Here is a 22,479-nt window from a genome sequence, read left to right on the forward strand (position 1 = left end):
ATAAAATATTTAATTATTAAGTATTGTTATTAAAATTTATAGTTAAATGTTAAAGTGAAATTTCTACCCATTTCATCTGAAAAGTATCTCAACCTGTTCAAATAATCTCGGTATTTGGTATTTAAAATATTATCTACCGTAAAAATGGTAGAAAGATTTTTGGATAAATTGACGCCCGCTTTTGCATTCCAAAGCGTATATCCGTTTGGTGGTGTAGAAATATCTACAGGTTGCTCATAAGCTTCTCCCTGATTATCAAATAATTGCACAGAGATATCATATCTCGGAAATCTGTTCTGTTTTAAAAATGTAGTATTATTTACATTCACGAAAAAATTGCTCTTTCCGGAAGATTTGTACTGCAAAGAATTTCTAAAATTGGTAGGAAGCATCAATATCAAAGGAACATCATTGGTTTCATCTTGCCCATGAACGTAAGAACCTTGGCTTATTAAAGATAATTCTGGCGTTATTTTCAAATTTAAATCTACATCCAAACCATACATTTTTGCATCTATTTGCTCATATTGATAAATTACAAATGCACCAAACTGCGTATTCTGATATCCAGAAGGAACTTGATTGATGAAATTTTTGGTATCAAAATAATACGGATTTACAGTAATATCCAAACCACTTAATACTGGTAATTTCACTTCTGCTACTAAGTTAAATTGGCTACCACGTTCATTTTCTATCGCTAGATTTCCCTTTTCTATAATTGCCGCTGAATGATGCAAACCATCTGCAGCCAATTCTGCAATATTTGGCGTTCTTCCAATTCTTGCATAGTTAAATTTTAAATTAAAGTTGTCTGATGGTCGAAATTCCAAACCAGCATTATAAGAAAAATTTTGATAGGTCAGTTTAGGATTCGTCAAAATTCTATTCTGGTTTACCCTAACTTCAAATTGTGGAAACTGCGTTGCATACAATTGATTCCAATCGCTTAAATTGTAATATTTATCGATATCAAAAAACGTATAATCATATCTTGCACCAGCTTCTGCATTTAGTTGAGGCGAAATTTTATATTTAAAAACAGAATAAACTCCTGCTGCATATCGATCATAATTGGGTACCAATCTTCTAGTTTCCGTCAATGGACTGCTGTAATTATTTTGATAAGAAGCATTTACTCCAGATTCTATACTGTATTTTTCTCTTTCAAAAAGATGATTTACATTAAAATCATTGGTTATTAATTCTAAATCTAGCGAAGGTATTTTGCTCAAATCTTCGCCTCTTCTTATATCAAATTCTTTCCGGTGGTTGTACTGGAAACTATAAGTAGCCGAAATTTTTCCTAAATTTTCAAATCTTTTGAAAGCTGAAATTTTTGCAATATGATGCTGCACATCCTGTTTGGGGTTGTCTATATCATACGTAAAATCTCTCTGAAATAAAGGTTCTTGTTGAGAAAGTGCCGCTGCAAAATCTTCTGCCGAACTGATATGAGAACTCCTCAAAATTCCAATTTCTTGGTTGGTACCATAATAATCAAAAGAAATACCTTGTTTAAAACTGATATTCTGCACACCAAAACTGAAAGAACTGCTTTCTAGACCTGTGTTTTGTAAATTATAATCTGGTGCAGATAGATCTCCCAATTTTTTGTAACCACCATTTGCACGAATTCCCCAACCATTTTCCCAGGTTTTGCTCAACTTAATATCTGTAGCCAAACCTTGCCCGTTAGAAATCCCCGAAAGGTTAATTGCACCTTGCAACGTATCTTTTTTTGGCAGAATTGAAGGTTCTAAAACAATGACACCACCAACTGCATCACTCCCATATTTCAAAGCAGAAGCTCCTTTTATTACATCTATATGTTCAAAATTATTTACATCAATGTTGGGCGCATGTTCTACTCCCCATTCTTGTTCGGCAAGTTTTACTCCATTGTTGATGATGGCAACTCTGCTCCCATAAAGTCCATGAATAATAGGTTTTGCAATATTATTCCCCGTTTTCAAAGTTCCAACTCCAGAAATTTGAGTTAAAAGATTACCAAGATTTTCGGTAGAATTTTGAGCAATCTGGTCTTTAGATAAAGTTTTCATCACCAAAGAACCTGTATTTTTATGGTTCCCGTGGATTACTACCGTTTCTATATCTTGCGCATGATGTTCCAAGAGAATTTCTACAGATTTGTTTTCATCTATAGCTATATTTTCTATGAATTGATCACAATCTGTATGATTGGCTTCCAAGGTATAATTTCCTTTTTTTACGGAATTAAATTTGAAAAACCCTTTCAAATCTGATGTTGTAGTCTGCGAACCTATTTTGATGGTTGCTCCCTTCAATGGTGTTTTATCGTGAAAATCTTTCACGATTCCTTGCACAGTAAAACTCTGTGCATAGCTATTCATTATGCCAAAAAAGCATAACAATAGTATAATTGTATTTTTCAATTGTATGTAAATTTTTAGATTGCGTGTATTTGCTACCCAACTTAAATTTCAATTTTGTTTTCCATTTCAGTCATCAAACCAATTTAAAAAGGTTTGAATGAAAAAATTTAATTGGAAAATAAATTTTTGAAAACAGAAGCTGTCCATGTTTGCCGTAAAAAAATGGTAAACATTTGACGAAGTTTAAAAACTGCGCAAATAGTTGATCGTAAACTTCAGAATAGTCTGAATTTTACCTTTTTAAAACTATTATCCACTAGTTTTATTTAAAAAATTAAATAAAAACGGGTGGTCCGCGAAGATAATATTGAAATTGAGAACTTTTGGTAATTTGGTAATCACCGGAAGAAAACTGAATTTTTTTAAAGTTGAATTCGGAAAATTCAAGCTTAAAAGAATCTGGCAATAAGATTTGAGAAGCAGTAAAGTGACAAGACAAACAACCATCTGAATTGTTTATTTTACTTTGCTTACTAAAATTTGAAGAGGAATTTTTAAAATTAGAATCTTTGTAAAAATATCCAGAATCATGATCGTGAATATTAGCCGCAAACAAAAAAGCAAAAAGGTAGATGCTCGAAAAAAGCACCCCCAGATATTTTTTTAAAGTTCTGCCGGATTTCACTCTGCAAAAGTAGTAAAGAATTTCTTAATAATTTGCTAAAAGTAAGGTCTTTTTAATATTTTCAACAATAAAAAACAGATTTCTGCCTTAATTACATATCTTTATTAAAATTTTCAAATGAAAAAAATCCTATTATTTTTAATATTTTCGGTCGTTTTGCAAAACTGTACGCCACTTCCCTCCAACGAATCTGCACAAGCTACTGCGCTAAAACCAGAGAAAAATGCTGATGGAGAATGGGAATTAATTGTAATAGATCCACAATACGACAGCTTTTTGGCAAGCCAAGCCAGACCAAAAAGTATGTATACAGAACAATTTTTAAAATCCAAAAATACATTTTTGGTACAAGAATGGAATTCATTTTACTACAGCCAAACGCATAGAAATATAATAGAATCTGCGATAGATTATACGCCGAACGAAAATTATGGATTCGAGTTCGAGTATAGATTGTATCAAATTTTTGCAATGGTAAACGCAAAATATGGCGTTAAGTTTAATCATCTTGGGCAGATGGAACGAAGATATTGATTTAGAATTTTTCAAATAAAATATATTATTAAATCATTTATGGAGAATTACGCTGGATTGATATTCCTATTATTCATTGCTTTTATATGGCTTCTACCACTTTTATCAATTCTATTTTCAAGCAGAACAAGAGGAAGTGAGAAATTAGCCTGAGTTTTAGCCGTGATATTTATATCTTGGTTTGCGTGGATATTCTACTTATTAATAGCACCTCTTAAAAAAAGAATCTGAAATGAATTCCAAAATAACCATCAAAGTAATAGACCAATCTTACCTAAAACAAATCTCTACATTAGGTCAGCAACTTAACCCACAACTCACGTTGGAGCAAACGGAAGCTTATTTTCTTGAGATGTTTGAATTTAGAAATTATACTTGCTTTGGGTTATTTTTAGAAGAAAAATTAGTAGGGATTTCTAGCGCTTGGACTACGGTTCGTTTGTATTCTGGCAAACAGTTGGAAGTGGATAATGTGATTATCGATAATGCGCAACAATCTAAAGGTTTAGGCAAAAAGTTTTTTGAATTTATAGAAAATTGGGCAAGAGAGAGAAATTACAAAACCATAGAATTGAATACCTATGTTCAAAATGCTAAATCTCACAAATTCTATTTCAATTTGGGTTATAATATTTTAGGATTTCATTTTTTGAAAAAGTTGAAATGAGATGGGATTCTTCGTCTAACTGCAAAAAAAAACTCGGAAATTCCGAGCCTTTTAAATTTTGAAAAAAAGATACAATCTATTTATTGTACAATTCCTCAACTTTGTCCCAATTGATTACATTGAAGAAATTTGTAACGTAATCTGGTCTTTTATTTTGATAATTTAAGTAATAAGCGTGTTCCCAAACATCTATACCTAAAACTGGTGTTCCGTGCATTTCTGCAACTGGCATCAGTGGATTGTCTTGGTTTGGAGTAGAGCAAATTTGCAATCCGCCATCTTCTTTTTTGCAAAGCCAAGCCCAACCAGAACCGAATCTTGTTTTAGCAGCTTCAGAAAAATCTGTTTTAAATTTTTCCATTCCGCCCATTTTTTCTATTTCAGCTTTCACATTTCCAACAGGTTCTTTACTTCCTCCTGGAGTAAGAATTTGCCAGAAAAGACTGTGATTGAAATGTCCACCTCCATTGTTTCTTACCGCCTTGTTATCTGTTCCTGTTTTGCAAACTTCTTCTATAGACTTTCCTTCTAATTCTGTACCTTCTACAGCTTTATTCAAATTGTCTACATATCCTTGATGATGTTTTGTGTAATGGATTTCCATTGTTTTAGCATCAATATTTGGTTCTAATGCATCGTAAGCAAACCCTAATTCTGGTAATTGAAAAGACATAATTTTATTTTTTTAATGTGAATACCAAATATACAAAATTATAAAACCAAATCTATTACACTATTTCTGTTAAAATTTATGATTTTGATAGACCAAAACTACTAAAAGTGATTTAAAGGTTTTAAAATTAAATTTTTAACCCTTAAAATTATTGAAGTTATTAAAATTAATTACGAAAAATCTAAATATTTTTGATGTACATTAAGAAATTGCTTGCAATTTATTAATAATCCTAATTATTGAATAAAAACTTAATGGTGAAGTTTAAAGCTGCATTATAAAACTCAAGCCTAGCTTTTTCTCTTGGTAAAATGGTGTAACGATATAAGAAGTATTCTCGTTTTTTGAGGGGAAAATTTTATTATTAATGATTGGCAGTAGTAAATACGCAACTTTTGTGCTCAAAATTCCAATTCCAGCTCCCATTGCTACATCCGAAAACCAATGACGGTTGTTGTACATTCGCAAAAATCCCGTTCCAGAAGCCAAAACGTAACCAGAAATGCCATACCAAATAGATACATCTTTATACTCTTGCCATAGAAATTCTGCACTGGCAAATACATAAGCGGAATGACCGGAGGGAAAAGAATTGGCAGCACTTCCATCTGGTCTTGTTCTTTTTGTAGTGTTTTTGAGAGCAAAAGTAGAAGCACCAGTTAAAGCAAAAGAAGTTGCAATCACAATGCTTCTATCTTTGAAATTGTGCTTTCCTTCAATTCCCGCAAAATTTAAAATGTAAACTGCTGCTGCAGGAGCTAAAGTTGTGATATCATCGATGCTCGTTTCTTTATAATTTTTTGCAACAATTTGATCTCGGATATTTGCATCAAATTTTTGCAAAGAATTGCTATTCAAACTCACAATTCCATAAGTCATCAAAGCTGCAGGTGCTATCAATGCAGGATAATTAATTTTTTTTGTCTCCGTTTTTTCAAATTTCGCACTGTCTATTTTAATTGAATTTTGAGCATTTAGTAGCTGCAAATTTAATAGAAGGAAAAGACCTTTAAAAATATAGGGTTTTAAATTCATCTGGTTTTTTAAAAATTAAGAGCTTGTTTAAATATTTTATAAAAATATTTTTAACCACAAAAGGAACAAAAGAATGAGCTTAAATAATTCTTTTTAAAGTGAAAATAAGGCACAATACATTTATTTTTACTTTGAAAAGTGTTTAATTTTCTTAAACTTTTGTTCCTTTTGTGGTTTTAATACAATTTTAAACAAGCTCTAAATTAAACTAAACTTTTTGAGGTTTCAATTTTTGATAAGAAATGTAGATTAATACCGCCATAATACCGATGGAAACCAAAGACGAGGGCAAAGTTCCCAGATCTAAACCGCCTTTTTCCAAGGGTTTCGTAAGAAAATCTCCGAAAGTTGCACCAAATGGTCTGGTAAATATAAAAGCTAGCCAAAACAAAAGAACTTCATTTATTTTGGTAAAATAATGCAGTAGCACGACCAAAATAATAATTCCTCCTGTAATTAATGCGCCCATTAAAAAGGTTAAACCTGCTGCATCACTCAAATAATCACCAAATGCAGTTCCCAAACTATTGGAAAATAAAACGGCAATCCAGAAAAATAATTCCTTTTTTCGTTCAACAATCGGACTTACATTTAAGTTGTTGTAATTTTTAAACCATATAAAAAGTGTAATTATCAAGCCAAAAACCAGCAACAAACTTCCGTATCCGTATCCTAAATGCAAACTTCTATCTATAAAATCTGAAATTTCTGTACCCAAAGTTGTGGTTGCAATGATGACCAACCAAAATGCCAAAGGTTGATATTTAGCAAGTTGTAATTGCCAAAAAAGCACTGCGAGAAAAAATACCAAAGTAATCCCAATTCCTGCTAAATATCCAAGATCCAAAGTCATAGAAATGAAATCTCCCAGCGTTTCGCCCAAAGTTGTGGCTACAATTTTCATCAACCAAAATAGCAAAGTAATTTCTGCAATTTTGTTGAACTTTAGATTTTCCATTTTTACTAAAATTTTAGAATAGTAAATGTAGTCTTTAAATAAAAAAAATTGCCAATAAAGATTGGCAATTTTAATATTAAATGCAAAGGTGCAGAAATCTGATTACTCAATTATCAAGCACCATTTATCAATAATTTATTTATTCATACTCATCAAAAACTCTTCGTTGTTCAAAGTGTTTTTCATGTGTTTTTCTACCCAATCCATTGCTTCTACTGGGTTCATATCTGCTAAATATTTACGCAAAATCCACATTCTTTGTTGGGTTACATCGTCATGAAGAAGATCGTCTCTTCTCGTGCTAGAAGCTACCAAATCTATGGCTGGGAAAATACGTTTGTTGGCAATTTTTCTATCCAATTGCAATTCCATATTTCCTGTTCCTTTAAATTCTTCGAAGATTACCTCATCCATTTTAGAACCAGTGTCTATCAAAGCAGTTGCGATAATTGTAAGAGATCCACCTCCTTCAATTTTTCTCGCTGCACCGAAGAATCTTTTCGGTTTGTGCAACGCGTTTGCATCTACACCACCAGAAAGTATTTTTCCAGAAGCTGGTGTTACGGTATTATAAGCTCTTGCCAATCTTGTGATAGAATCTAATAAAATCACTACATCATGTCCGCATTCTACCATTCTTTGTGCTTTTGCCAAAACTAAATTGGCTACTTTCACATGTTTGTCTGCAGCTTCATCAAAAGTAGAAGCGATAACTTCTGCATTTACGCTTCTTTCCATATCCGTAACTTCCTCTGGACGTTCATCAATAAGAAGAACCATCATATAAGCTTCTGGATGATTGGTAGAAATGGCGTTTGCAATTTCTTTCAAGAGCATTGTTTTACCCGTTTTTGGTTGGGCAACAATCATGGCTCTTTGTCCTTTCCCGATGGGTGCAAACAAATCTACAATTCTGGTAGATTTTGTAGAACCTTTCGCAGCAAGATTAAATTTTTCCTCTGGGAAAAGTGGCGTTAAATATTCAAAAGCGACTCTATCTTTTATGAAATCTAAATCTCTTCCGTTTACTTCTGTAGGTTTTTGTAGAGAAAAATATTTCTCGCCTTCCTTTGGCAAACGCACAATACCTTTCACATTGTCTCCTGTTTTCAAACCATAATTTCTGATTTGGTTGGTAGAAACATACACATCATCTGGTGAAGAAATGTAAGAAAAATCTGAAGATCTTAAGAAGCCGTAATTATCTGGCAAAATCTCCAAAACACCTTCTATGGTTACCATTCCATCAAAAGAATATTCTTTCTTTTGCTCTTGTGGCGGATTGTTGTTGGATCTATTTTGGTTAGGATTTCTATTATTAGATTTGTTATCAGAATTTCCATTTTGATCTTCATTTTGGTCAGAAGATTTATTTTGATTTGGATTTCTGTTCTGATTTGGATTCTGGTTCGGATTTCTGTTGTTAGATTTCGCTTCCGAATTTCCGTTTTGCTCCTCGTTTTGCTCAGAATGCTTGTTCTGGTTGGGATTTCTGTTTTGGTTCGGATTCTGGTTTGGATTCTGGTTTGGATTTCTGTTGTTAGATTTTCCTTCAGCGTTTCCGTTTACATCCTCGTTTTGATCAGAAGATTTGGTTTGATTTGGATTTCTATTCTGATTCGGATTTTGATTAGGATTCTTATTCTGGTTTGGATTCCTTTTTTGATTCGGATTAGAATTTTGATTACCGTTTTGGTTCGGGTTTTTGTTTACATTTTCCCGCGGATTTTCGTTACTATTCTGATTTATATTCTCAACAGCATCTTCCTTCTTTATTTGATTAGGATTCTGCTTGGTTTGTTTCGCAGGCAAAGGTTTTTTTGCGACAGGTGGTTTTGAAGCTGGAACATCCTCTACAACTTCTGCAATTTTTTCTTCGTCTTTATTCTCTTCAATTTCTGCAACTTTCGGCTTTCTACCGCGTCTACTTTTTACTTCAACTATTGGAGCTTCAATCTCAGCAGTTGCTTCTATCGGAGTTTCTATTTGCTCTTCTACAGCCTCAACCTTTTTCTTAGGAACAGCTTTCTTGCGTGGAGCAGGTTTTTTTGCTGGAATTTCTTCTGTAGAAGCTGCCGTTTTTTCTGCAGTATCTTCTGTGGTTGTCTTCAGATAATCCAAAACTTGTTTGGTATTGGAAGCTTGAAAATCTAAAAGCGCAAAAACTTTCTCGTCTTGCGTGCTATTTCTAGGATTTTTAATATTTAGATCTTTAGAAATTTGGTTCAGTTCCGCATCAGTTTTAGACCGTAGCGTTTCGATTTTGAACATATAAAATGTTAGTTTATTGGTATGTAAAAATTTGAAAAAGCAATTGTATTACTTTAAGTTCAATCATAATCAGGAGATTATGTTTGGAGCATCTCGCTCTATGCAAATCTACAATTATTTTTGAATTATACAAATTTTATCCTATTTTTGCAGTATTATCTTTACAAATGCTACAAAGAATACAAACTATTTGGCTCGCACTTTCGGTTTTAGGATCATTTTTCCTGTTTTTGACAGGGCAAGATGTTTTCATTATTAAAGACATTCCAATTGTTTTGGGAAGTTGCATCGCTTTAGTTATTTTAGGATTATTAAGTATTTTTAGTTTTAAAAATAGAAAAAGACAATTAATGCTAAACAAAATTTGTTTGTATATAAATATTTTGTTGATGGGTATTATAAGTTATTGGTTGCTAAAATTATCTGGAGGAATTAATTTTCCCGAGAAAGGTATTGAGCCAGTTTTTGTGCTTCTTTCTATATTTTGCCTTGTGATGGCAAATATATATACGAGAAGAGACGAAAGGCTCGTGAAATCTGTAGACCGCTTAAGATAGCCAAAAATGATTTTTTTTGAGTGAAACAGTTCCCTATTTGGGAGCTGTTTTTTTTGTTTAAAAATTTGAAATGCGCCATCCTAATATTTTCCGTAATTTTGCACATCAATTTTCCAGAATGAACGAATATAAAAAAATCCTCAGATTTGCTAAGCCGCACCAAAAATATATCTACGGAAGTTTATTTTTCAACATACTTTACTCTGCATTCCAAATTGCTTCTCTAGGAACAATTTTGCCAGTTTTGGGAATGCTTTTTGGCACTATTAAACCCGAAGAATACAAATCTGCTCCTGTATATGATGGTGAAATTCTAGATTTCTTCTCCTATTTGAAGGACTATGCTAATTATTTTGTTCAAAAATTAGTTTTTGAATACGGGTCTTTAAAAGTTCTTGCTTGGTTGTGCATCATCACTTCAGTCATGTTTTTACTGAGAAATATATTTCGCTACTTAGGCTCTTTTTTACTCATCAATTATAGAGTTGGCGTCACCAAAGATCTACGTGGAGCGATGTATAGAAAAATTCTTTCTCTGCCCGTTTCCTTTTTCACCGAAAGTAGAAAAGGCGATCTAATGTCGAGAATGTCAAATGATGTAGGCGAAGTGGAGGGCAATATTTTGGGAAGTTTGGTAGATTTAATTAATGCCCCTTTTATGTTAATCAGTACATTGGTTACTTTATTTTTTTTAAGCACAGAAATGACGCTTTTCTCATTATTAGTATTGCCAGTAATGGGAACAATGATTGCTTTAATCGGGAAAAGCCTGAAAAAAGACTCTCATGAAGCACAGCACGAAATGGGAAACATTTTCTCAATAGTTGATGAAACTTTGAAATCTACTAAGGTTATCAAAATTTTTAGTGCAGAAAAAATAATGGACAACCGATTTATGGGTTCTATGCAAAAATGGATTAATAGCTCCATAAGTTTGGGACGAAAAAAAGAATTGGCCTCACCGATGAGTGAATTTTTGGGTTCAATTACATTCTTAATCATTGCTTGGTACGGCGGAAAACAAATCATTGTAGATCAGAGTATTTCCCCCGCCGAATTTCTTGTCTTTTTAGGGATTTTCTTTCAAATTTTACCTCCCCTGAAAAGTTTATCCAGTTCAATTTCTAATGTGCAAAAAGGAGAAGCTTCTTTGAAAAGAGTTCTAGAAATTCTAGATGCAGATGTGAAAATTGATGAAATTGCAAATCCGATACAGATTTCTACTTTAAATTCACAAATTGAATTTAAAAATATCGGTTTTTATTATGATAAAGATAATTTGATTTTAAAGAATTTTAATCTCACCATACCAAAAGGAAAAACTGTAGCTTTAGTTGGCCAATCTGGTTCTGGTAAAACAACCATTGCAAATCTTTTGGCTCGTTTTTATGATGTTTCCGAAGGAGAAATATTAGTAGATGGAGAAAATATTAAAAATTTAAAATTACTAGATTACAGAAAATTATTAGGAATGGTGACGCAAGAATCTGTTTTGTTTAATGATTCTGTATACAATAATATTTTAATGGGAAAACCCGATGCAACGCGGGAAGAAGTGATCACTGCGGCAAAAATTGCTAATGCAGATTTATTTATCACACAACTTCAAAACGGATATGAAACAAATATTGGTGATGATGGCGGAAAACTTTCTGGCGGACAAAAACAAAGAGTTTCCATCGCAAGAGCAGTTTTGAAAAATCCACCAATTATGATTTTGGACGAAGCAACCTCTGCTTTAGATACAGAATCTGAAAGATTTGTGCAAGATGCATTAGAAAAAATGATGGAAAATCGCACTTCCCTTGTTATTGCCCACAGACTTTCTACCATTCAAAAAGCAGATTGGATTGTAGTAATGGAACAGGGAATAATAATTGAGCAAGGAACTCACAGCGATCTTTACACCAACAACGGACATTACAAAAAGCTGGTAGATTTACAGAATTTTGAATAAATTTTTATTAAATTTCCTTACTTTTACATAAATTACAATTACATGAGTTTTCAAAATATCATTATCAATAAAGAAGCTGCAATTTCTATCGTTACCATCAATCGACCAGAAAGTTTGAACGCTTTGAACGCGCAAACCATCGAAGAATTGAGCCAAGCATTTTCTGAAATTGAAGCCGACGAAAATTGCAGAGTAGCAATACTAACCGGAAGTGGCGAAAAATCTTTCGTAGCTGGTGCAGATATTAAAGAATTTCAAGATTTTAATTCTGGAGAAGCTGAAAATTTAGCAAAAACAGGACAAGACAAATTATTTAATAAAATTGAAAACCTAAATAAACCTGTAATCGCAGCTGTAAATGGTTTTGCTTTGGGCGGCGGTTTAGAATTGGCAATGTCTTGCCACATTCGCTACGCTTCGGATAATGCAAAATTGGGTTTGCCAGAAGTAACTTTAGGATTAATTCCCGGATATGGTGGCACGCAAAGATTGCCAAAATTGGTAGGAAAAGGTTTGGCAAACGAACTGATTTTCTCTGCAAAAATGATTTCTGGCGAACGTGCAAAAGAAATTGGATTGGCAAATGAAGTATTTCCTTTAGAAGAATTGATGCCAGAATGCATGAAATTAGCTACCCAAATTTCCAGAAATTCACCATTAGCAATCACAAAAGCAATAGCAGCCGTAAATCTTTCCGATACCGAAAAAGGCTTTGAAAAGGAAATAAAATCCTTCGGAGAATTGTTTGAAATGAAAGATAAGCAAGAAGGGGTTTTGGCATTTTTGGAGAAAAGAAAACCGCAGTTTTAAGCTGAGAAAGATTACCACAAAAGGAATACAAGCAGTCTCAATTATTTATAAAGTTGCTGTAAATTTTTTTTACGGTTAACAAAAGTTTTGAAAACCTACGGTTTCAGTTTATATCCTTCTTTAATTACTAAATTCCCACAAAACTTTTGTTACTTTTGTGGTTAAAATTACACTTTGAGTTTAAACAAAAATCCTACAAAATTTGATATTGCTTACCTGAAAATGGCGATGGAATGGGCAAAATTGTCATATTGCAAGCGCAAACAAGTTGGCGCACTCATCGTGAAAGATCGCATGATTATTTCTGATGGTTACAACGGAACACCTTCTGGTTTTGAAAATAATTGTGAAGATGAAAACGGAAAAACGCAATGGTTTGTGTTGCATGCAGAAGCCAACGCAATTTTGAAATTGGCGAGTTCTACCCAATCTGCAAAAGGCGCAACTTTGTACCTCACACTTTCACCTTGCAAAGAATGCAGCAAACTTATTTTGCAAGCTGGAATTTCAAAATTGGTCTACATCCACGAATATTCTGATGATGATGGTATTTCATTTTTAAAAAATCATGGAATAGATGTATTGCAAATTTCGGAAGAAGATTTTTAGCTTAAATTTGAGATAATTAATCACTAAATTAGCCTTATGAATTTACGAGACGCAATTAATACGAAAATGGCTGAATTTTTATTGTTATGTGAAAATCATAATGTGAAAAGTTTATATGCTTTTGGATCTTCAATTACCCCAAATTTTGATGAAAGTAAAAGTGATATAGATTTAATGATTGAAATTAGTGATGAAGATCCACTACAACATGGAGAAAAACTGATGTCAATTTGGGATAAATTTGAACTTTTTTTTGAAAGAAAAGTTGATCTACTTACTTATAAATCTATAAAAAATCCTATCTTAAAAAAAAACATCGACGCTACTAAAATTTTGATTTATGATGGACAGGACTACAAAATATCTTAATGACATTTTAATAGCTGTAGATTTAATAGAGAATTTCACAGCGGATCAAAAAGATTTTGATGAATATCAAAAAGATTTAAAAACTCAAAGTGCCGTAGAAAGACAATTAGCAATAGTAGGCGAAGCTCTTAATAATTTAAAAAAAATAAATCCAAATTTAAATATTGAGCATTCTCAAAAAATTATTTTCTTTAGAAATAGACTTGTGCATTCTTATGATAATATTGATAGCACAATAGTTTGGGCAATTATTCAAAGGCACCTACCTCAATTGAAACTTGAAGTTTTAAACATATTAAAGAAAATTTAGTCTTCGCTTTTAAAAAACTATGACCTGGAAAGAAAAACTCAAAGACTTTCAAAACTACCTAAAATTTGAAAAAAATTTTGAGAAAAATACCATTTCCAGTTATTTAAGTGACGTTTCTAAACTGAAATCTTTTGCCGAAACTGACGATCAATTTTCCCCAGAAACAATCAATTACGAAAATATTCAGCATTTTTTGTTTGAACTTTCTAAAGAAAATTTAAGCGAAAGAACGCAAGCAAGATGCATTTCTTCTCTGAAAGCGTTTTTTAATTATTTGGTAGAAGAAGAAATTCGCGCAGACAATCCAACCGCACTTTTGGAAGGGCCAAAATTGGGAATTTATTTGCCAGATGCCTTAAGTTTAGAAAATATCGAAAAAATAATTGCAGCTGTAGATCTTTCAAATCCCCTTGGAAAACGAAATCTATGCATGATAGAAGTGCTTTATGGTTGCGGCTTGCGCGTTTCTGAAATGACGGGACTAAAGATTTCTAACATCAACTTCAAAGAATTGTACTTGAGAATTGAAGGAAAAGGTGGTAAAACGCGTTTCGTTCCTTTGGCAGAATTTACTTCTAAAATTATTAAAAATTACATTAATAATGAACGTGCAGAAGGAAAAATTAATGAAAAATTTAGCGATATTTTATTTTTAAATAGAAGAGGAAATGCCATCACCAGAAATATGGTTTTCATCATCATTAAAGATTTAACGGAAAAAGCAGGCATCAAAAAAAATATTTCACCCCACACTTTTCGCCATTCTTTTGCAACACATTTGATGCAAAATGGTGCAGATTTGCGCTACATACAAGAAATGCTTGGACATTCTAGCATCACCACTACAGAAATTTACACACATTTGGATACCGAAGAATTGCGAGATGTAATTTTAAATTGCCATCCGAGAAATAAAAATAAATAATCGCTAAATTGACAAAAGCCTATAACGCGTATTTAGTTTTTCAATAGTAACCAAAATTTTGTAGTAAATCTATTCCAACTCTAACAAAATCTTTAACTTAACTTTCGTTTCTTTTGCAGTAAAAAATTGCACTAAATATTTAATATTACATTTTGATTCACTAAATTTATCAAAGATTTTTTAAATTTTGTTTCAGTGCATTACAAAAATTAAAATCTGAAAAATTAACCATTACTTGTCTTGTTCTCAAAACGAGAAAAGTCACAAAAGCAGATGTTTTTAAGTTGAAATTAAAATATTTTCAAACTTATTTTAACTTTTGAACTACTTCTTTAGCAGTTTCCTTTTGTTTCTTTTGTGGTTTAAAAATTTTTTGCTAAATAATTTTGTAGTTAAATAAACCTATGGAAAATATGCCTTTCTGCCCAAAATGCGGCAACAAAACTTTGCAATACGATGGCGAAAAAAAATGGAGCTGCCCATGCAATTTCACGCTGTATAATAATGTTGCAGGTGCAGTTGCAGTTCTTATAAAATGTGGCGACGAATATCTTTTTACCAAGCGAAACCAAGAACCAAAAGCAGGAAAATTAGATTTGGCAGGTGGTTTTGTAGACCCAAAAGAAAGTGCAGAAACCACTTGCAAAAGAGAACTTTTTGAGGAAATGAAAATGGATATTGATGAATCTAAATTGGTGTATGTAGCCAGTTTGCCCAACGTTTATCAATACAAAAATATAGATTACAATACGATAGATCTCTTTTATCTCTACGAAATGCAAGAAAAAACCGAAGTGCAATTAGAAATTTCGGAGATTTCTGAAATACAGTGGATTACAAAAGAAAACCTGAATTTAGAAGATCTGGCTTTTGATTCTCAGCAAAAATTTTTGAAAAATTATTTTAATTTGTGAGTACCAGAATCCAAAACTTTTTTGAAATAATTAGCTAATAAAGTTCGCTCTGCAGTATTGATATTTGCTTCTGGATGATTGGCTACATAGCTTTGTTTTGGCATGCTTCTATCTTCCAATGCATCTATTGCATTTTGCAACATGCTGCGCTGCAAATCCGGATTTGTAGCAGCCCAAGTTGAAAAATTCATCTGACTTCTCGCTTCTTTTATGTGCCCATTTATCACCCAAGAAATTGGAGCAATAGATGCATAATTAGGATATTTAGTTTCCAAAGAGTGGCAATTGTAGCAGGTATTTTTAAGTAAATTTACAATTTTTGGTGGCGTATTTTCCACTACTTCAAATTTCGCTTTTTGGTCTATTGGTTTTTGAGATTGATCTATCGGGATGAGTTGTATCAACCCAAATCCTAAAATTATAAATCCTATTATTTTTAAAAATTTTTTCATCGTCTTAATTCTTTTGTAGATTGATTGGTAGAATTAAACCCATTGCTGGATCTATCTAATTTATTTCTCTCGTTTTCTTCGTTATTTGGAAGGTTAGTGGGTTTGGAAATCGTGGTGGCAGATGGATCTAATTTTCGCTCATCTTTCAAATCCCATGTTTCTTCTATGGTCCAAAGTGGACGAATATTTAATTTTTTATAAAAGACAAATACTGGTTCGGCATCTTTTAAAATAGAAAAATCTGAATCATCATAAAACCCATTTTCGTTTTCATCAGAGAGAATTTTTACGAAATATTCCCCAGGTTTTATGATATTGAATGAAATATCAGATGCATTGGTGTATTTGCTATACATCACATTTTCATTTGTATCCAAAAGTTGAATCCAAAATTTATTGCTCGGTATATTACTTAATTTCACAGAAAACACACCATAATTTTCCGTCTTATCACCTTCAAAATCAAAACGATATGGTTTTGCATTGCTATCGTAATAAGAAGAAACTGTCTTTGAGGCTACTGTTAATTGATATTTATCTCCTTCTACAAAATTGGCTTTTACCAAAACTTGAAAAGGATTTGTTTCGGAAATTCTTGCAGTAAAAGGTATTGCAACCGTACTATCTTTATTTAAAGTCCAACTTTCTGGCTGTACTTTGTCTACAATTTGATTGGAGGTAAATCTAAATTCCTTTAGTGGTGGCAACAGATTTCCTTCATTATTAATGATGGTCATTTCATTTTTCTCATTTTTTTTGTAGAAAAGGGAAACAGAATCTTTTTTGCCATCTGCATTGTAAGAAAATTCTAATTTTTCGGTTTGAGCAATACCAATATTTTGAGAATCTGCATTGAAATAAACCCTCACAGAATCTGAAAACTTTTGGTGAACAGCCTTATATTTTGTCAATTTTTCTGAAATAGAAAGCACATCAATTTTTTCTGGATTTCCCTCAAAAGTCATTAAGACTCCACCATTCATTTCGGTAAGTTCTTTATATTTAACTTTCTTTTTAGCTTTAAATAATTTCAATGGTATGCCAGAAATATTTTTTTCTAACACGATATTTTCTTTTTGAAATGCTACTTTTTCCTTTCCTTCATCATATATAGAATTGCCATTCTCGTCTTCAAAAGCTAATATTTTATAGGTTCCGGGTGATAGATAATTCAATTCAAAATATCCATCGTCATCTGCATTAGAAATATAGTATGGCTTTTCTTTATAATTTAAAGAGTCGGAATCTTTGTATAATCCTACTACATTTTTACTCATAGTATTAGCAACTTTGGTTATTTTAGACCCATCGGAAACCTCGCCACTTATGTATAGATTATCAATTTTATCTCCGGTAGAAAATGCAAAATTAAAATACCTCAATATGTTAGATTCGTTATTGTCTTGTATAGAATTTCCAAAATTGAAATTGTAGGTAGTATTTGCCTGCAAAGAATCTTCCCAAGTAATTTCTACAAATTTTGTAGCCAAAGTGGTTGGCAAAATTTTCACTATTTTCTTGATGGGCGGAGAAATGATTAAACTTTTTTGCACATCTTTTAATTGAATGTATTCATTAAAATCTAACCTCAATTTTTTGATGTTCCTATCTACATTTATTCTCGTGGTATCTATATTTGCGCCCAAAAATACAGGTGGAATGGTATCTCTCTCGCCACCAACAGGAGATCCAACTCTGGCGCAAGAAAAAAATAAGAAACCCATCAAAAAATAAAGCACACATCTCTTCATGAAAGAATTTTTGGCAAATTTACGGGTTTATTCGGAATATACGTTTGTGCTATCAGATACTTTGGCAGGTTCTTCCGTTTCGCCTATTGCTTTATTAAATTTTTCTGCTTCATACGGCAGATTCTCAAAAAGAGCGGAAAGCGAAAGCGCAGAATACACCCTTCTAGAAAATTTATTGCCTATCGCGATAATAGTTACTTTTGAATCTAAAAGATGTGCAAATACGGAATTTGTACCATGCCACCAACCATTGTGATAGGTTAATTTAGAGTTTTCGTCAAAAATTTTCATCCGAAAACCTATTCCATAATTGTTGACTCCAGCTTTTTCGTTAGAAAAAGGTTCAAAAATCATAGCTTTCAAATCTTCTCTCAAAAAATCTTTGGAATATAAAGCGATAGAAAAATTGAGCAAATCTCGTGGAGTTGTGTACACGTTTTTATCGCCGTATATTAAATCTAGCCTGTCATAAGGATAAACTTTTGGCCCTCTTTGGTAAAAAGATCTTGCGGCAGACTTCATGTTTTTTTTCTGAAAAATAAAGGAATTTTTCATTTCCAATGGTTGAAATACCATTTCATCCATTGCTTTTGGAAAAGGTGTTTTAGTAGCTTTTTCTATAATTAAAGCAAGCAGTGCAAAATTGGTATTGCAATATTCAAACCCAGTATTTGGTAAGCGAGAAACGGGTGGTTTGTATTTTATTAAAAGATTTACTACATCCTCGTTTTTCAGATAATCTTTGGAAAGTTCTTTGGCGAGAGGATCGATGTGATCTACAAAATATTCATATTTTGGAAGTCCACTTCTTTGGGTTAAAAGGTTTTTAACTGTAATCCCTGGGTAAGGAAATTTTGGAAAAAATTTAGAAAGATCATCATTAAGATTGAGTTTCCCCGCTTCTACTAATTTCAAAGTTGCCATTGCAGTAAGGGTTTTACTGATGGAAGCTACATGAAGTGGCGTATTATTTTCTATTGGGTTTTGATTATTTTCTTGAGAAAATCCCCGGTATTTTTCGTAAATAATTGTATTCCCTTTCGCTATCAAAAACCCACCCCAAAGATCTCCATTTTCCCAAACATTTTTGTAATAATCGTCTACTTTCGCAATCGCAGAATCGCCATTTTCTAGCTTACCTTCTTCTTTGGTGAAGACATCATCTAATTTTACGTTTGAAAAGTTGGGTAGATCTGATTTAAAAATTTTGGAAGAATTTTCATCTTTTTTGCAAGAGAAAATGAGTAGAAAACAGAAAATTAAGAAAAGAAAATTCTTCATTGTATCATCTTGAAATTTAGATTGAAAGCAATTTACAGAAATCTTCTAAAAATCTATTTTTTTAAATACATTTTGGGAAAATTTTAACAGAGGATCTAAACAAAAATTCCTGCGTGGTGCAGGAATTTTATTTATTGTTTTGTGAAAATAATATTTGATGCTACTGGTAGATGAATTGTAATATCAGATCCTGATGGACATTTATTACTATCTAATAATGTGCTGTTAGGTTCATAGTCCCAAGAAAGCTGATTTTAATTAAATTTTGTTAATTTTATTTCGCCCCATCCTACTCCACAATTTGTACCACCGTAATATAAAAGTAATTTTGTTCCGCTGTCTTCAACCCACATGCTGCGTATGGTATGTCTTAGTTGTGTCTGTGAAATATACTGATCTTGAGTATTATAAACAATTAAACCATTAGTAGTTTCTATTTTATAATCTATGTTTATTAAATCATTGTAGTAATTATTTAGAAGACCATAAATCAATTTATGGTTTTCCAGATTTATATTTAAAGTAATAATATAGTTTTGATAATTTGCCTTGTAAATCCCTACGAAAGACGGTAATTCATTGTTTAGGTCTTTTAAATAAGAATTATTAGGTATTTCAGTGTAATCCGTTTTCAACGGATATTGAGCTGTACAAGAAATTCCAAGGTAAAATGTAATTAATAGTATAAAATTTTTCATAGTCCAGTAAAGTTAAAAATTTCTGCGTGGTGCAGGAATTTTTTTATTGTTTTGTTAAAACAATATCTTTAGGAAAGTTGACGGGAAAGTCTCCATATTGTTGCTCATAAGCATTGTGTTGGCAATCTGCATCGTAGTAACTAGGCTCATATTCAAAATGCAAGGTCATTTGTGTAGTTGTAAAACTTTTGATGTATAATGAGACCCGCTTTCTACACATGTTTTTAGGCGAAAAAAGAAATTTTTCTTCCCCACTGTAGCTTCGAAATGGTCCCCTAATTTCAGGACTATCAAAATCGAAATTTGTTATCCTATCTATTTCTACTACGCCATTTGAACTAACAACCTTTCTTTCTCCAAAAATTCTATCTTTATAATATGGATATTGTGGGTGATTTCTATGATCTTTAACTTTTTTGAATTCAATAGAGAGCGTTTTTCCATTCCAATTTCCTACCCAAATACCTACATATTTATCAAGTTCGTTATCTAAATCTTTTATATATCCATTGTAAGGCACATCATCCAAATTTGTGTTTAAAGGAAAGATTTGTGATTTGCAAGAAATAGTTGTAATTAATAGTAAGAATAATATTGTTTTCATAATTTATTTATTTTGTTTTAAGGACAAGCCGTTCGTTTTCGTTTTCCATTCACTAAAGATATTTCAAAATTTCCAGAATCCAAAACTTCAAATAATTTCATTTTTGGCATTGGCATATATTTTTCAGTAAATTTTAAGAACTGGTATTCTAGTTTTTCCATATAATCTTGTTGATAAGAATTTCCTGCAGCAATCATATAGTCCTTGTAATCATCGATAATATCATCAAATTCTTCTTGTGTATACGCGGGGTAAGCATCAATAGTTGTACTATCAAATGACATAAGGTATGTGCTAGTTTCAGTAACAACTGAAATTGTTAATTCTTTTACGTTTATTTTAATAGTATTATTAGGATCAGCATTATAGGCTATCACGCCTGCAATCCATTTGTTTAACTCAATCAAATCATCTGGCGAAAAGATTGGATACAACCCATTATGATGTGAATGTAAAATAGCGAATGTTTGGGGCGTGTAATTAAAATTAAGCCTATTGGTACCCGGATAATTTTCAAGTATTTGATCTTGAGTACCAACCTGATTTGTACCTGGCATTGGATAACTTAATTTGTACCCAACCTCATTAGTTAAATTTACTTTAGTTTTTAGAATTGCTTTTTTAGCAATAAACTTTGCATCATCCGTCGTTTTTTTAATTAATTCACAAGGGGTTTTGCCTTTTATTGGCCCCACATTCGGTTGCGTAGGCACACCAATAGCACAACCATTTCCATCTACAAGACCAACTTCCCCAGGATTTGATGCTGCATTCACACAAGGATCTGGTGCTGGTCCTAGATCTCCACCGCCACCACCTGGACCGCCAGAATCTCCACCACCACCAGCTCCATCAATAGGTACAATCGCTTCTGCAACTTCTTCACAACTATATGATGTATTTATATAATAACTAGGTTGATGTTCAGGAGGATTCTTACAATTTGCCCAGTTTGCAAAAACATCAGCCGTTACATTAAAATTAGTTTCATTGTGTGCTCCTCCTTTACAAGGTTGATAAACGATAGTAGATTTCCAAACGCACACCATCGTACTTTTTGCTAAGTGATTACCACTATTCATTGTACCAGCAGTAAGTTCCGTTATTAAAGTTTTACCTTTTGTATCTACAGGATGACCAAAGATTAATTTTTGTTTTTCTTGCACACTTAAATTATAAGAAACAAAAAATTCTTGATATGTTCCATTTGGCAAAGGTGCAAGTAAAAGATTTTCTACAGGGTCATTTGCTTGCGGATTTGTTCTTTTTATATTAAAAGTATAAGTGTGGTAATTAGGTCCATTTTCTATATAGATTACACCTTCTGTATCTATAGAAATACTATCCCCAAAATTTATTGTTTTACCAAACGGATTAATTGATTTATTAGTAAGCTGCTGCTTTGCAAATTTCAACTCTGGCAAAATTTTATTTCTATGCGCACTTTCTTTTAAAGAAATAATTTTAGAAGTTAGGCCGCTTTGTGCCGCTTGGTTTCTTGCATCTTGCTCCAGAAGAATATCTGGACGGCAGGAAAACAGGATTGCAAAGAGCAATAGCATCGCTGGGATTACATTTAAATACTTTCTATTCATAATTTGATTATTAGTTGCCCGAAACATAAAAACAAATTTTAACATAGGCAAATACGCCTACTATATTTTTTCTTTAAAATCCAAACTTTGCCTTGTGCAAAACCAAGACGAAATAATACTAATTAAAATTGGAAAGAAAATCCAAGAAATACGTCTTGCAAAAAATCTTACGCAAAAAGATATTGCTTTTGCTTTGGATGTAGAGATTTCCCAAATTACCAGAATAGAACGTGGGAAAATAAATACTTCAATTCTCAATATTTTAAAAATAATTGATGCTCTTGATGTTTCTAAAGAAGAATTTTTTGCAGAATTAGAAATTTAACTAATTATTACATCTTCAAAACTCCTATTTCGGGCTTGTTTAATGATAGCTTGCGGTTGTATTACTAATATTTTGCCCTTCTGAAATGATATTTTGCGGTCTGGAAAACATCTCACGGCTTACAAAACACCTTCGTTGCGGT

General features: G+C 32.3%; 22 protein-coding genes. 11 read left to right on the top strand and 11 right to left on the bottom strand.

The features are described from left to right. Nucleotides 1–29 precede the first annotated feature (29 nt). The gene (locus HNQ03_RS06225) at nt 30–2,417 is read right to left on the bottom strand and encodes a TonB-dependent receptor (protein ID WP_226927445.1); all 2,388 of its coding nucleotides are present in this window, start codon (nt 2,415–2,417) and stop codon (nt 30–32) included. 742 nt (nt 2,418–3,159) lie between these two features. Here HNQ03_RS06225 and HNQ03_RS06230 point away from each other — a divergent pair. Beyond that, entirely contained in the window at nt 3,160–3,576 is a 417-nt protein-coding gene (locus HNQ03_RS06230; protein WP_173778815.1) for a DUF6146 family protein, read from the top strand. A 232-nt stretch (nt 3,577–3,808) separates the two neighbouring features. Continuing rightward, the gene (locus tag HNQ03_RS06235; RefSeq protein ID WP_173778816.1) at nt 3,809–4,243 is read left to right on the top strand and encodes a GNAT family N-acetyltransferase; all 435 of its coding nucleotides are present in this window, start codon (nt 3,809–3,811) and stop codon (nt 4,241–4,243) included. A 76-nt stretch (nt 4,244–4,319) separates the two neighbouring features. Here the strand turns inward: HNQ03_RS06235 and HNQ03_RS06240 are convergent, their stop codons facing one another. The 4 genes from HNQ03_RS06240 to rho form a co-directional block, all read right to left on the bottom strand. Next, entirely contained in the window at nt 4,320–4,916 is a 597-nt protein-coding gene (locus HNQ03_RS06240) for a superoxide dismutase (RefSeq protein ID WP_194305162.1), read from the bottom strand. Between the two features lie 264 nt (nt 4,917–5,180). After that, a complete protein-coding gene (locus HNQ03_RS06245; protein WP_173778817.1) occupies nt 5,181–5,951 on the bottom strand; it encodes a phosphatase PAP2 family protein in 771 nt (256 codons plus the stop codon). A gap of 208 nt (nt 5,952–6,159) precedes the next feature. Further along, the gene (locus tag HNQ03_RS06250; protein ID WP_173778818.1) at nt 6,160–6,909 is read right to left on the bottom strand and encodes a COG4705 family protein; all 750 of its coding nucleotides are present in this window, start codon (nt 6,907–6,909) and stop codon (nt 6,160–6,162) included. 135 nt (nt 6,910–7,044) lie between these two features. Further along, nucleotides 7,045–9,180 (bottom strand): transcription termination factor Rho, encoded by a 2,136-nt coding sequence (rho, locus tag HNQ03_RS06255; protein WP_173778819.1) that lies wholly within the window; start codon nt 9,178–9,180, stop codon nt 7,045–7,047. Nucleotides 9,181–9,347: 167 nt separating this feature from the next. On the opposite strand from rho, the gene HNQ03_RS06260 reads away from it, so the two are divergent. The 8 genes from HNQ03_RS06260 (at nt 9,348) to HNQ03_RS06295 (ending at nt 15,631) form a co-directional block, all read left to right on the top strand. After that, the gene (locus HNQ03_RS06260) at nt 9,348–9,737 is read left to right on the top strand and encodes a DUF4293 family protein (protein WP_173778820.1); all 390 of its coding nucleotides are present in this window, start codon (nt 9,348–9,350) and stop codon (nt 9,735–9,737) included. 118 nt (nt 9,738–9,855) lie between these two features. Then, entirely contained in the window at nt 9,856–11,694 is a 1,839-nt protein-coding gene (locus HNQ03_RS06265) for an ABC transporter ATP-binding protein (protein ID WP_173778821.1), read from the top strand. A 42-nt stretch (nt 11,695–11,736) separates the two neighbouring features. Next, the gene (locus HNQ03_RS06270; RefSeq protein WP_173778822.1) at nt 11,737–12,504 is read left to right on the top strand and encodes an enoyl-CoA hydratase/isomerase family protein; all 768 of its coding nucleotides are present in this window, start codon (nt 11,737–11,739) and stop codon (nt 12,502–12,504) included. 174 nt (nt 12,505–12,678) lie between these two features. Continuing rightward, on the top strand, nt 12,679–13,113 hold the full coding sequence (locus tag HNQ03_RS06275; RefSeq protein ID WP_226927446.1) for a deoxycytidylate deaminase: 435 nt from the start codon (nt 12,679–12,681) through the stop codon (nt 13,111–13,113). Between the two features lie 36 nt (nt 13,114–13,149). Continuing rightward, nucleotides 13,150–13,482 carry a nucleotidyltransferase family protein gene (locus HNQ03_RS06280; RefSeq protein ID WP_226927447.1) on the top strand — a complete coding sequence of 111 codons (333 nt, stop codon included), beginning with the start codon at nt 13,150–13,152 and terminating at the stop codon, nt 13,480–13,482. Further along, on the top strand, nt 13,454–13,792 hold the full coding sequence (locus tag HNQ03_RS06285; RefSeq protein ID WP_173778823.1) for a HepT-like ribonuclease domain-containing protein: 339 nt from the start codon (nt 13,454–13,456) through the stop codon (nt 13,790–13,792). The genes HNQ03_RS06280 and HNQ03_RS06285 overlap by 29 nt, the downstream gene beginning before the upstream one ends. 19 nt (nt 13,793–13,811) lie before the next feature. Beyond that, a complete protein-coding gene (gene xerD, locus HNQ03_RS06290; RefSeq protein ID WP_173778824.1) occupies nt 13,812–14,717 on the top strand; it encodes a site-specific tyrosine recombinase XerD in 906 nt (301 codons plus the stop codon). 404 nt (nt 14,718–15,121) lie between these two features. Continuing rightward, on the top strand, nt 15,122–15,631 hold the full coding sequence (locus HNQ03_RS06295) for an NUDIX hydrolase (RefSeq protein ID WP_173778825.1): 510 nt from the start codon (nt 15,122–15,124) through the stop codon (nt 15,629–15,631). Here the strand turns inward: HNQ03_RS06295 and HNQ03_RS06300 are convergent. From HNQ03_RS06300 to HNQ03_RS06325, 6 genes are all read right to left on the bottom strand, one after another. Beyond that, nucleotides 15,616–16,083, bottom strand: a complete 468-nt coding sequence (locus HNQ03_RS06300; protein ID WP_173778826.1) for a heme-binding domain-containing protein — start codon at nt 16,081–16,083, stop codon at nt 15,616–15,618. The genes HNQ03_RS06295 and HNQ03_RS06300 overlap by 16 nt on opposite strands. Then, nucleotides 16,080–17,834: an Ig-like domain-containing protein gene (locus HNQ03_RS06305; protein WP_173778827.1), complete on the bottom strand. Its 1,755-nt coding sequence runs from the start codon at nt 17,832–17,834 to the stop codon at nt 16,080–16,082. Before HNQ03_RS06305 ends, HNQ03_RS06300 begins: the two co-directional genes overlap by 4 nt. Before the next feature lie 27 nt (nt 17,835–17,861). Continuing rightward, nucleotides 17,862–19,115 (bottom strand): serine hydrolase domain-containing protein, encoded by a 1,254-nt coding sequence (locus HNQ03_RS06310; RefSeq protein WP_173778828.1) that lies wholly within the window; start codon nt 19,113–19,115, stop codon nt 17,862–17,864. A gap of 254 nt (nt 19,116–19,369) precedes the next feature. After that, the gene (locus tag HNQ03_RS06315) at nt 19,370–19,813 is read right to left on the bottom strand and encodes a hypothetical protein (RefSeq protein WP_173778829.1); all 444 of its coding nucleotides are present in this window, start codon (nt 19,811–19,813) and stop codon (nt 19,370–19,372) included. Nucleotides 19,814–19,856: 43 nt separating this feature from the next. Then, entirely contained in the window at nt 19,857–20,417 is a 561-nt protein-coding gene (locus HNQ03_RS06320) for a DUF6705 family protein (RefSeq protein WP_173778830.1), read from the bottom strand. 17 nt (nt 20,418–20,434) lie between these two features. Then, complete coding sequence (locus HNQ03_RS06325; RefSeq protein ID WP_173778831.1) at nt 20,435–22,012, bottom strand: hypothetical protein; 1,578 nt, start codon at nt 22,010–22,012, stop codon at nt 20,435–20,437. A 94-nt stretch (nt 22,013–22,106) separates the two neighbouring features. Here HNQ03_RS06325 and HNQ03_RS06330 point away from each other — a divergent pair, with 94 nt between their 5' ends. Continuing rightward, nucleotides 22,107–22,337 carry a helix-turn-helix domain-containing protein gene (locus tag HNQ03_RS06330; RefSeq protein WP_173778832.1) on the top strand — a complete coding sequence of 77 codons (231 nt, stop codon included), beginning with the start codon at nt 22,107–22,109 and terminating at the stop codon, nt 22,335–22,337. Nucleotides 22,338–22,479 lie beyond the last annotated feature (142 nt).

The sequence above is a fragment of the Frigoriflavimonas asaccharolytica genome (assembly GCF_013294015.1).
GTDB lineage: Bacteria > Bacteroidota > Bacteroidia > Flavobacteriales > Weeksellaceae > Frigoriflavimonas > Frigoriflavimonas asaccharolytica.

Coding starts and splice junctions, on each gene's coding strand:
- HNQ03_RS06230 (WP_173778815.1), top strand. CDS start 3,160: ATGAAAAAAATCCTATTATTTTTAATATTTTCGGTCGTTTTGCAAAAC.
- HNQ03_RS06235 (WP_173778816.1), top strand. CDS start 3,809: ATGAATTCCAAAATAACCATCAAAGTAATAGACCAATCTTACCTAAAA.
- HNQ03_RS06240 (WP_194305162.1), bottom strand. CDS start 4,916: ATGTCTTTTCAATTACCAGAATTAGGGTTTGCTTACGATGCATTAGAA.
- HNQ03_RS06245 (WP_173778817.1), bottom strand. CDS start 5,951: ATGAATTTAAAACCCTATATTTTTAAAGGTCTTTTCCTTCTATTAAAT.
- HNQ03_RS06250 (WP_173778818.1), bottom strand. CDS start 6,909: ATGGAAAATCTAAAGTTCAACAAAATTGCAGAAATTACTTTGCTATTT.
- rho (WP_173778819.1), bottom strand. CDS start 9,180: ATGTTCAAAATCGAAACGCTACGGTCTAAAACTGATGCGGAACTGAAC.
- HNQ03_RS06260 (WP_173778820.1), top strand. CDS start 9,348: ATGCTACAAAGAATACAAACTATTTGGCTCGCACTTTCGGTTTTAGGA.
- HNQ03_RS06265 (WP_173778821.1), top strand. CDS start 9,856: ATGAACGAATATAAAAAAATCCTCAGATTTGCTAAGCCGCACCAAAAA.
- HNQ03_RS06270 (WP_173778822.1), top strand. CDS start 11,737: ATGAGTTTTCAAAATATCATTATCAATAAAGAAGCTGCAATTTCTATC.
- HNQ03_RS06280 (WP_226927447.1), top strand. CDS start 13,150: ATGAATTTACGAGACGCAATTAATACGAAAATGGCTGAATTTTTATTG.
- HNQ03_RS06285 (WP_173778823.1), top strand. CDS start 13,454: ATGATGGACAGGACTACAAAATATCTTAATGACATTTTAATAGCTGTA.
- xerD (WP_173778824.1), top strand. CDS start 13,812: ATGACCTGGAAAGAAAAACTCAAAGACTTTCAAAACTACCTAAAATTT.
- HNQ03_RS06295 (WP_173778825.1), top strand. CDS start 15,122: ATGGAAAATATGCCTTTCTGCCCAAAATGCGGCAACAAAACTTTGCAA.
- HNQ03_RS06300 (WP_173778826.1), bottom strand. CDS start 16,083: ATGAAAAAATTTTTAAAAATAATAGGATTTATAATTTTAGGATTTGGG.
- HNQ03_RS06305 (WP_173778827.1), bottom strand. CDS start 17,834: ATGAAGAGATGTGTGCTTTATTTTTTGATGGGTTTCTTATTTTTTTCT.
- HNQ03_RS06310 (WP_173778828.1), bottom strand. CDS start 19,115: ATGAAGAATTTTCTTTTCTTAATTTTCTGTTTTCTACTCATTTTCTCT.
- HNQ03_RS06315 (WP_173778829.1), bottom strand. CDS start 19,813: ATGAAAAATTTTATACTATTAATTACATTTTACCTTGGAATTTCTTGT.
- HNQ03_RS06320 (WP_173778830.1), bottom strand. CDS start 20,417: ATGAAAACAATATTATTCTTACTATTAATTACAACTATTTCTTGCAAA.
- HNQ03_RS06325 (WP_173778831.1), bottom strand. CDS start 22,012: ATGAATAGAAAGTATTTAAATGTAATCCCAGCGATGCTATTGCTCTTT.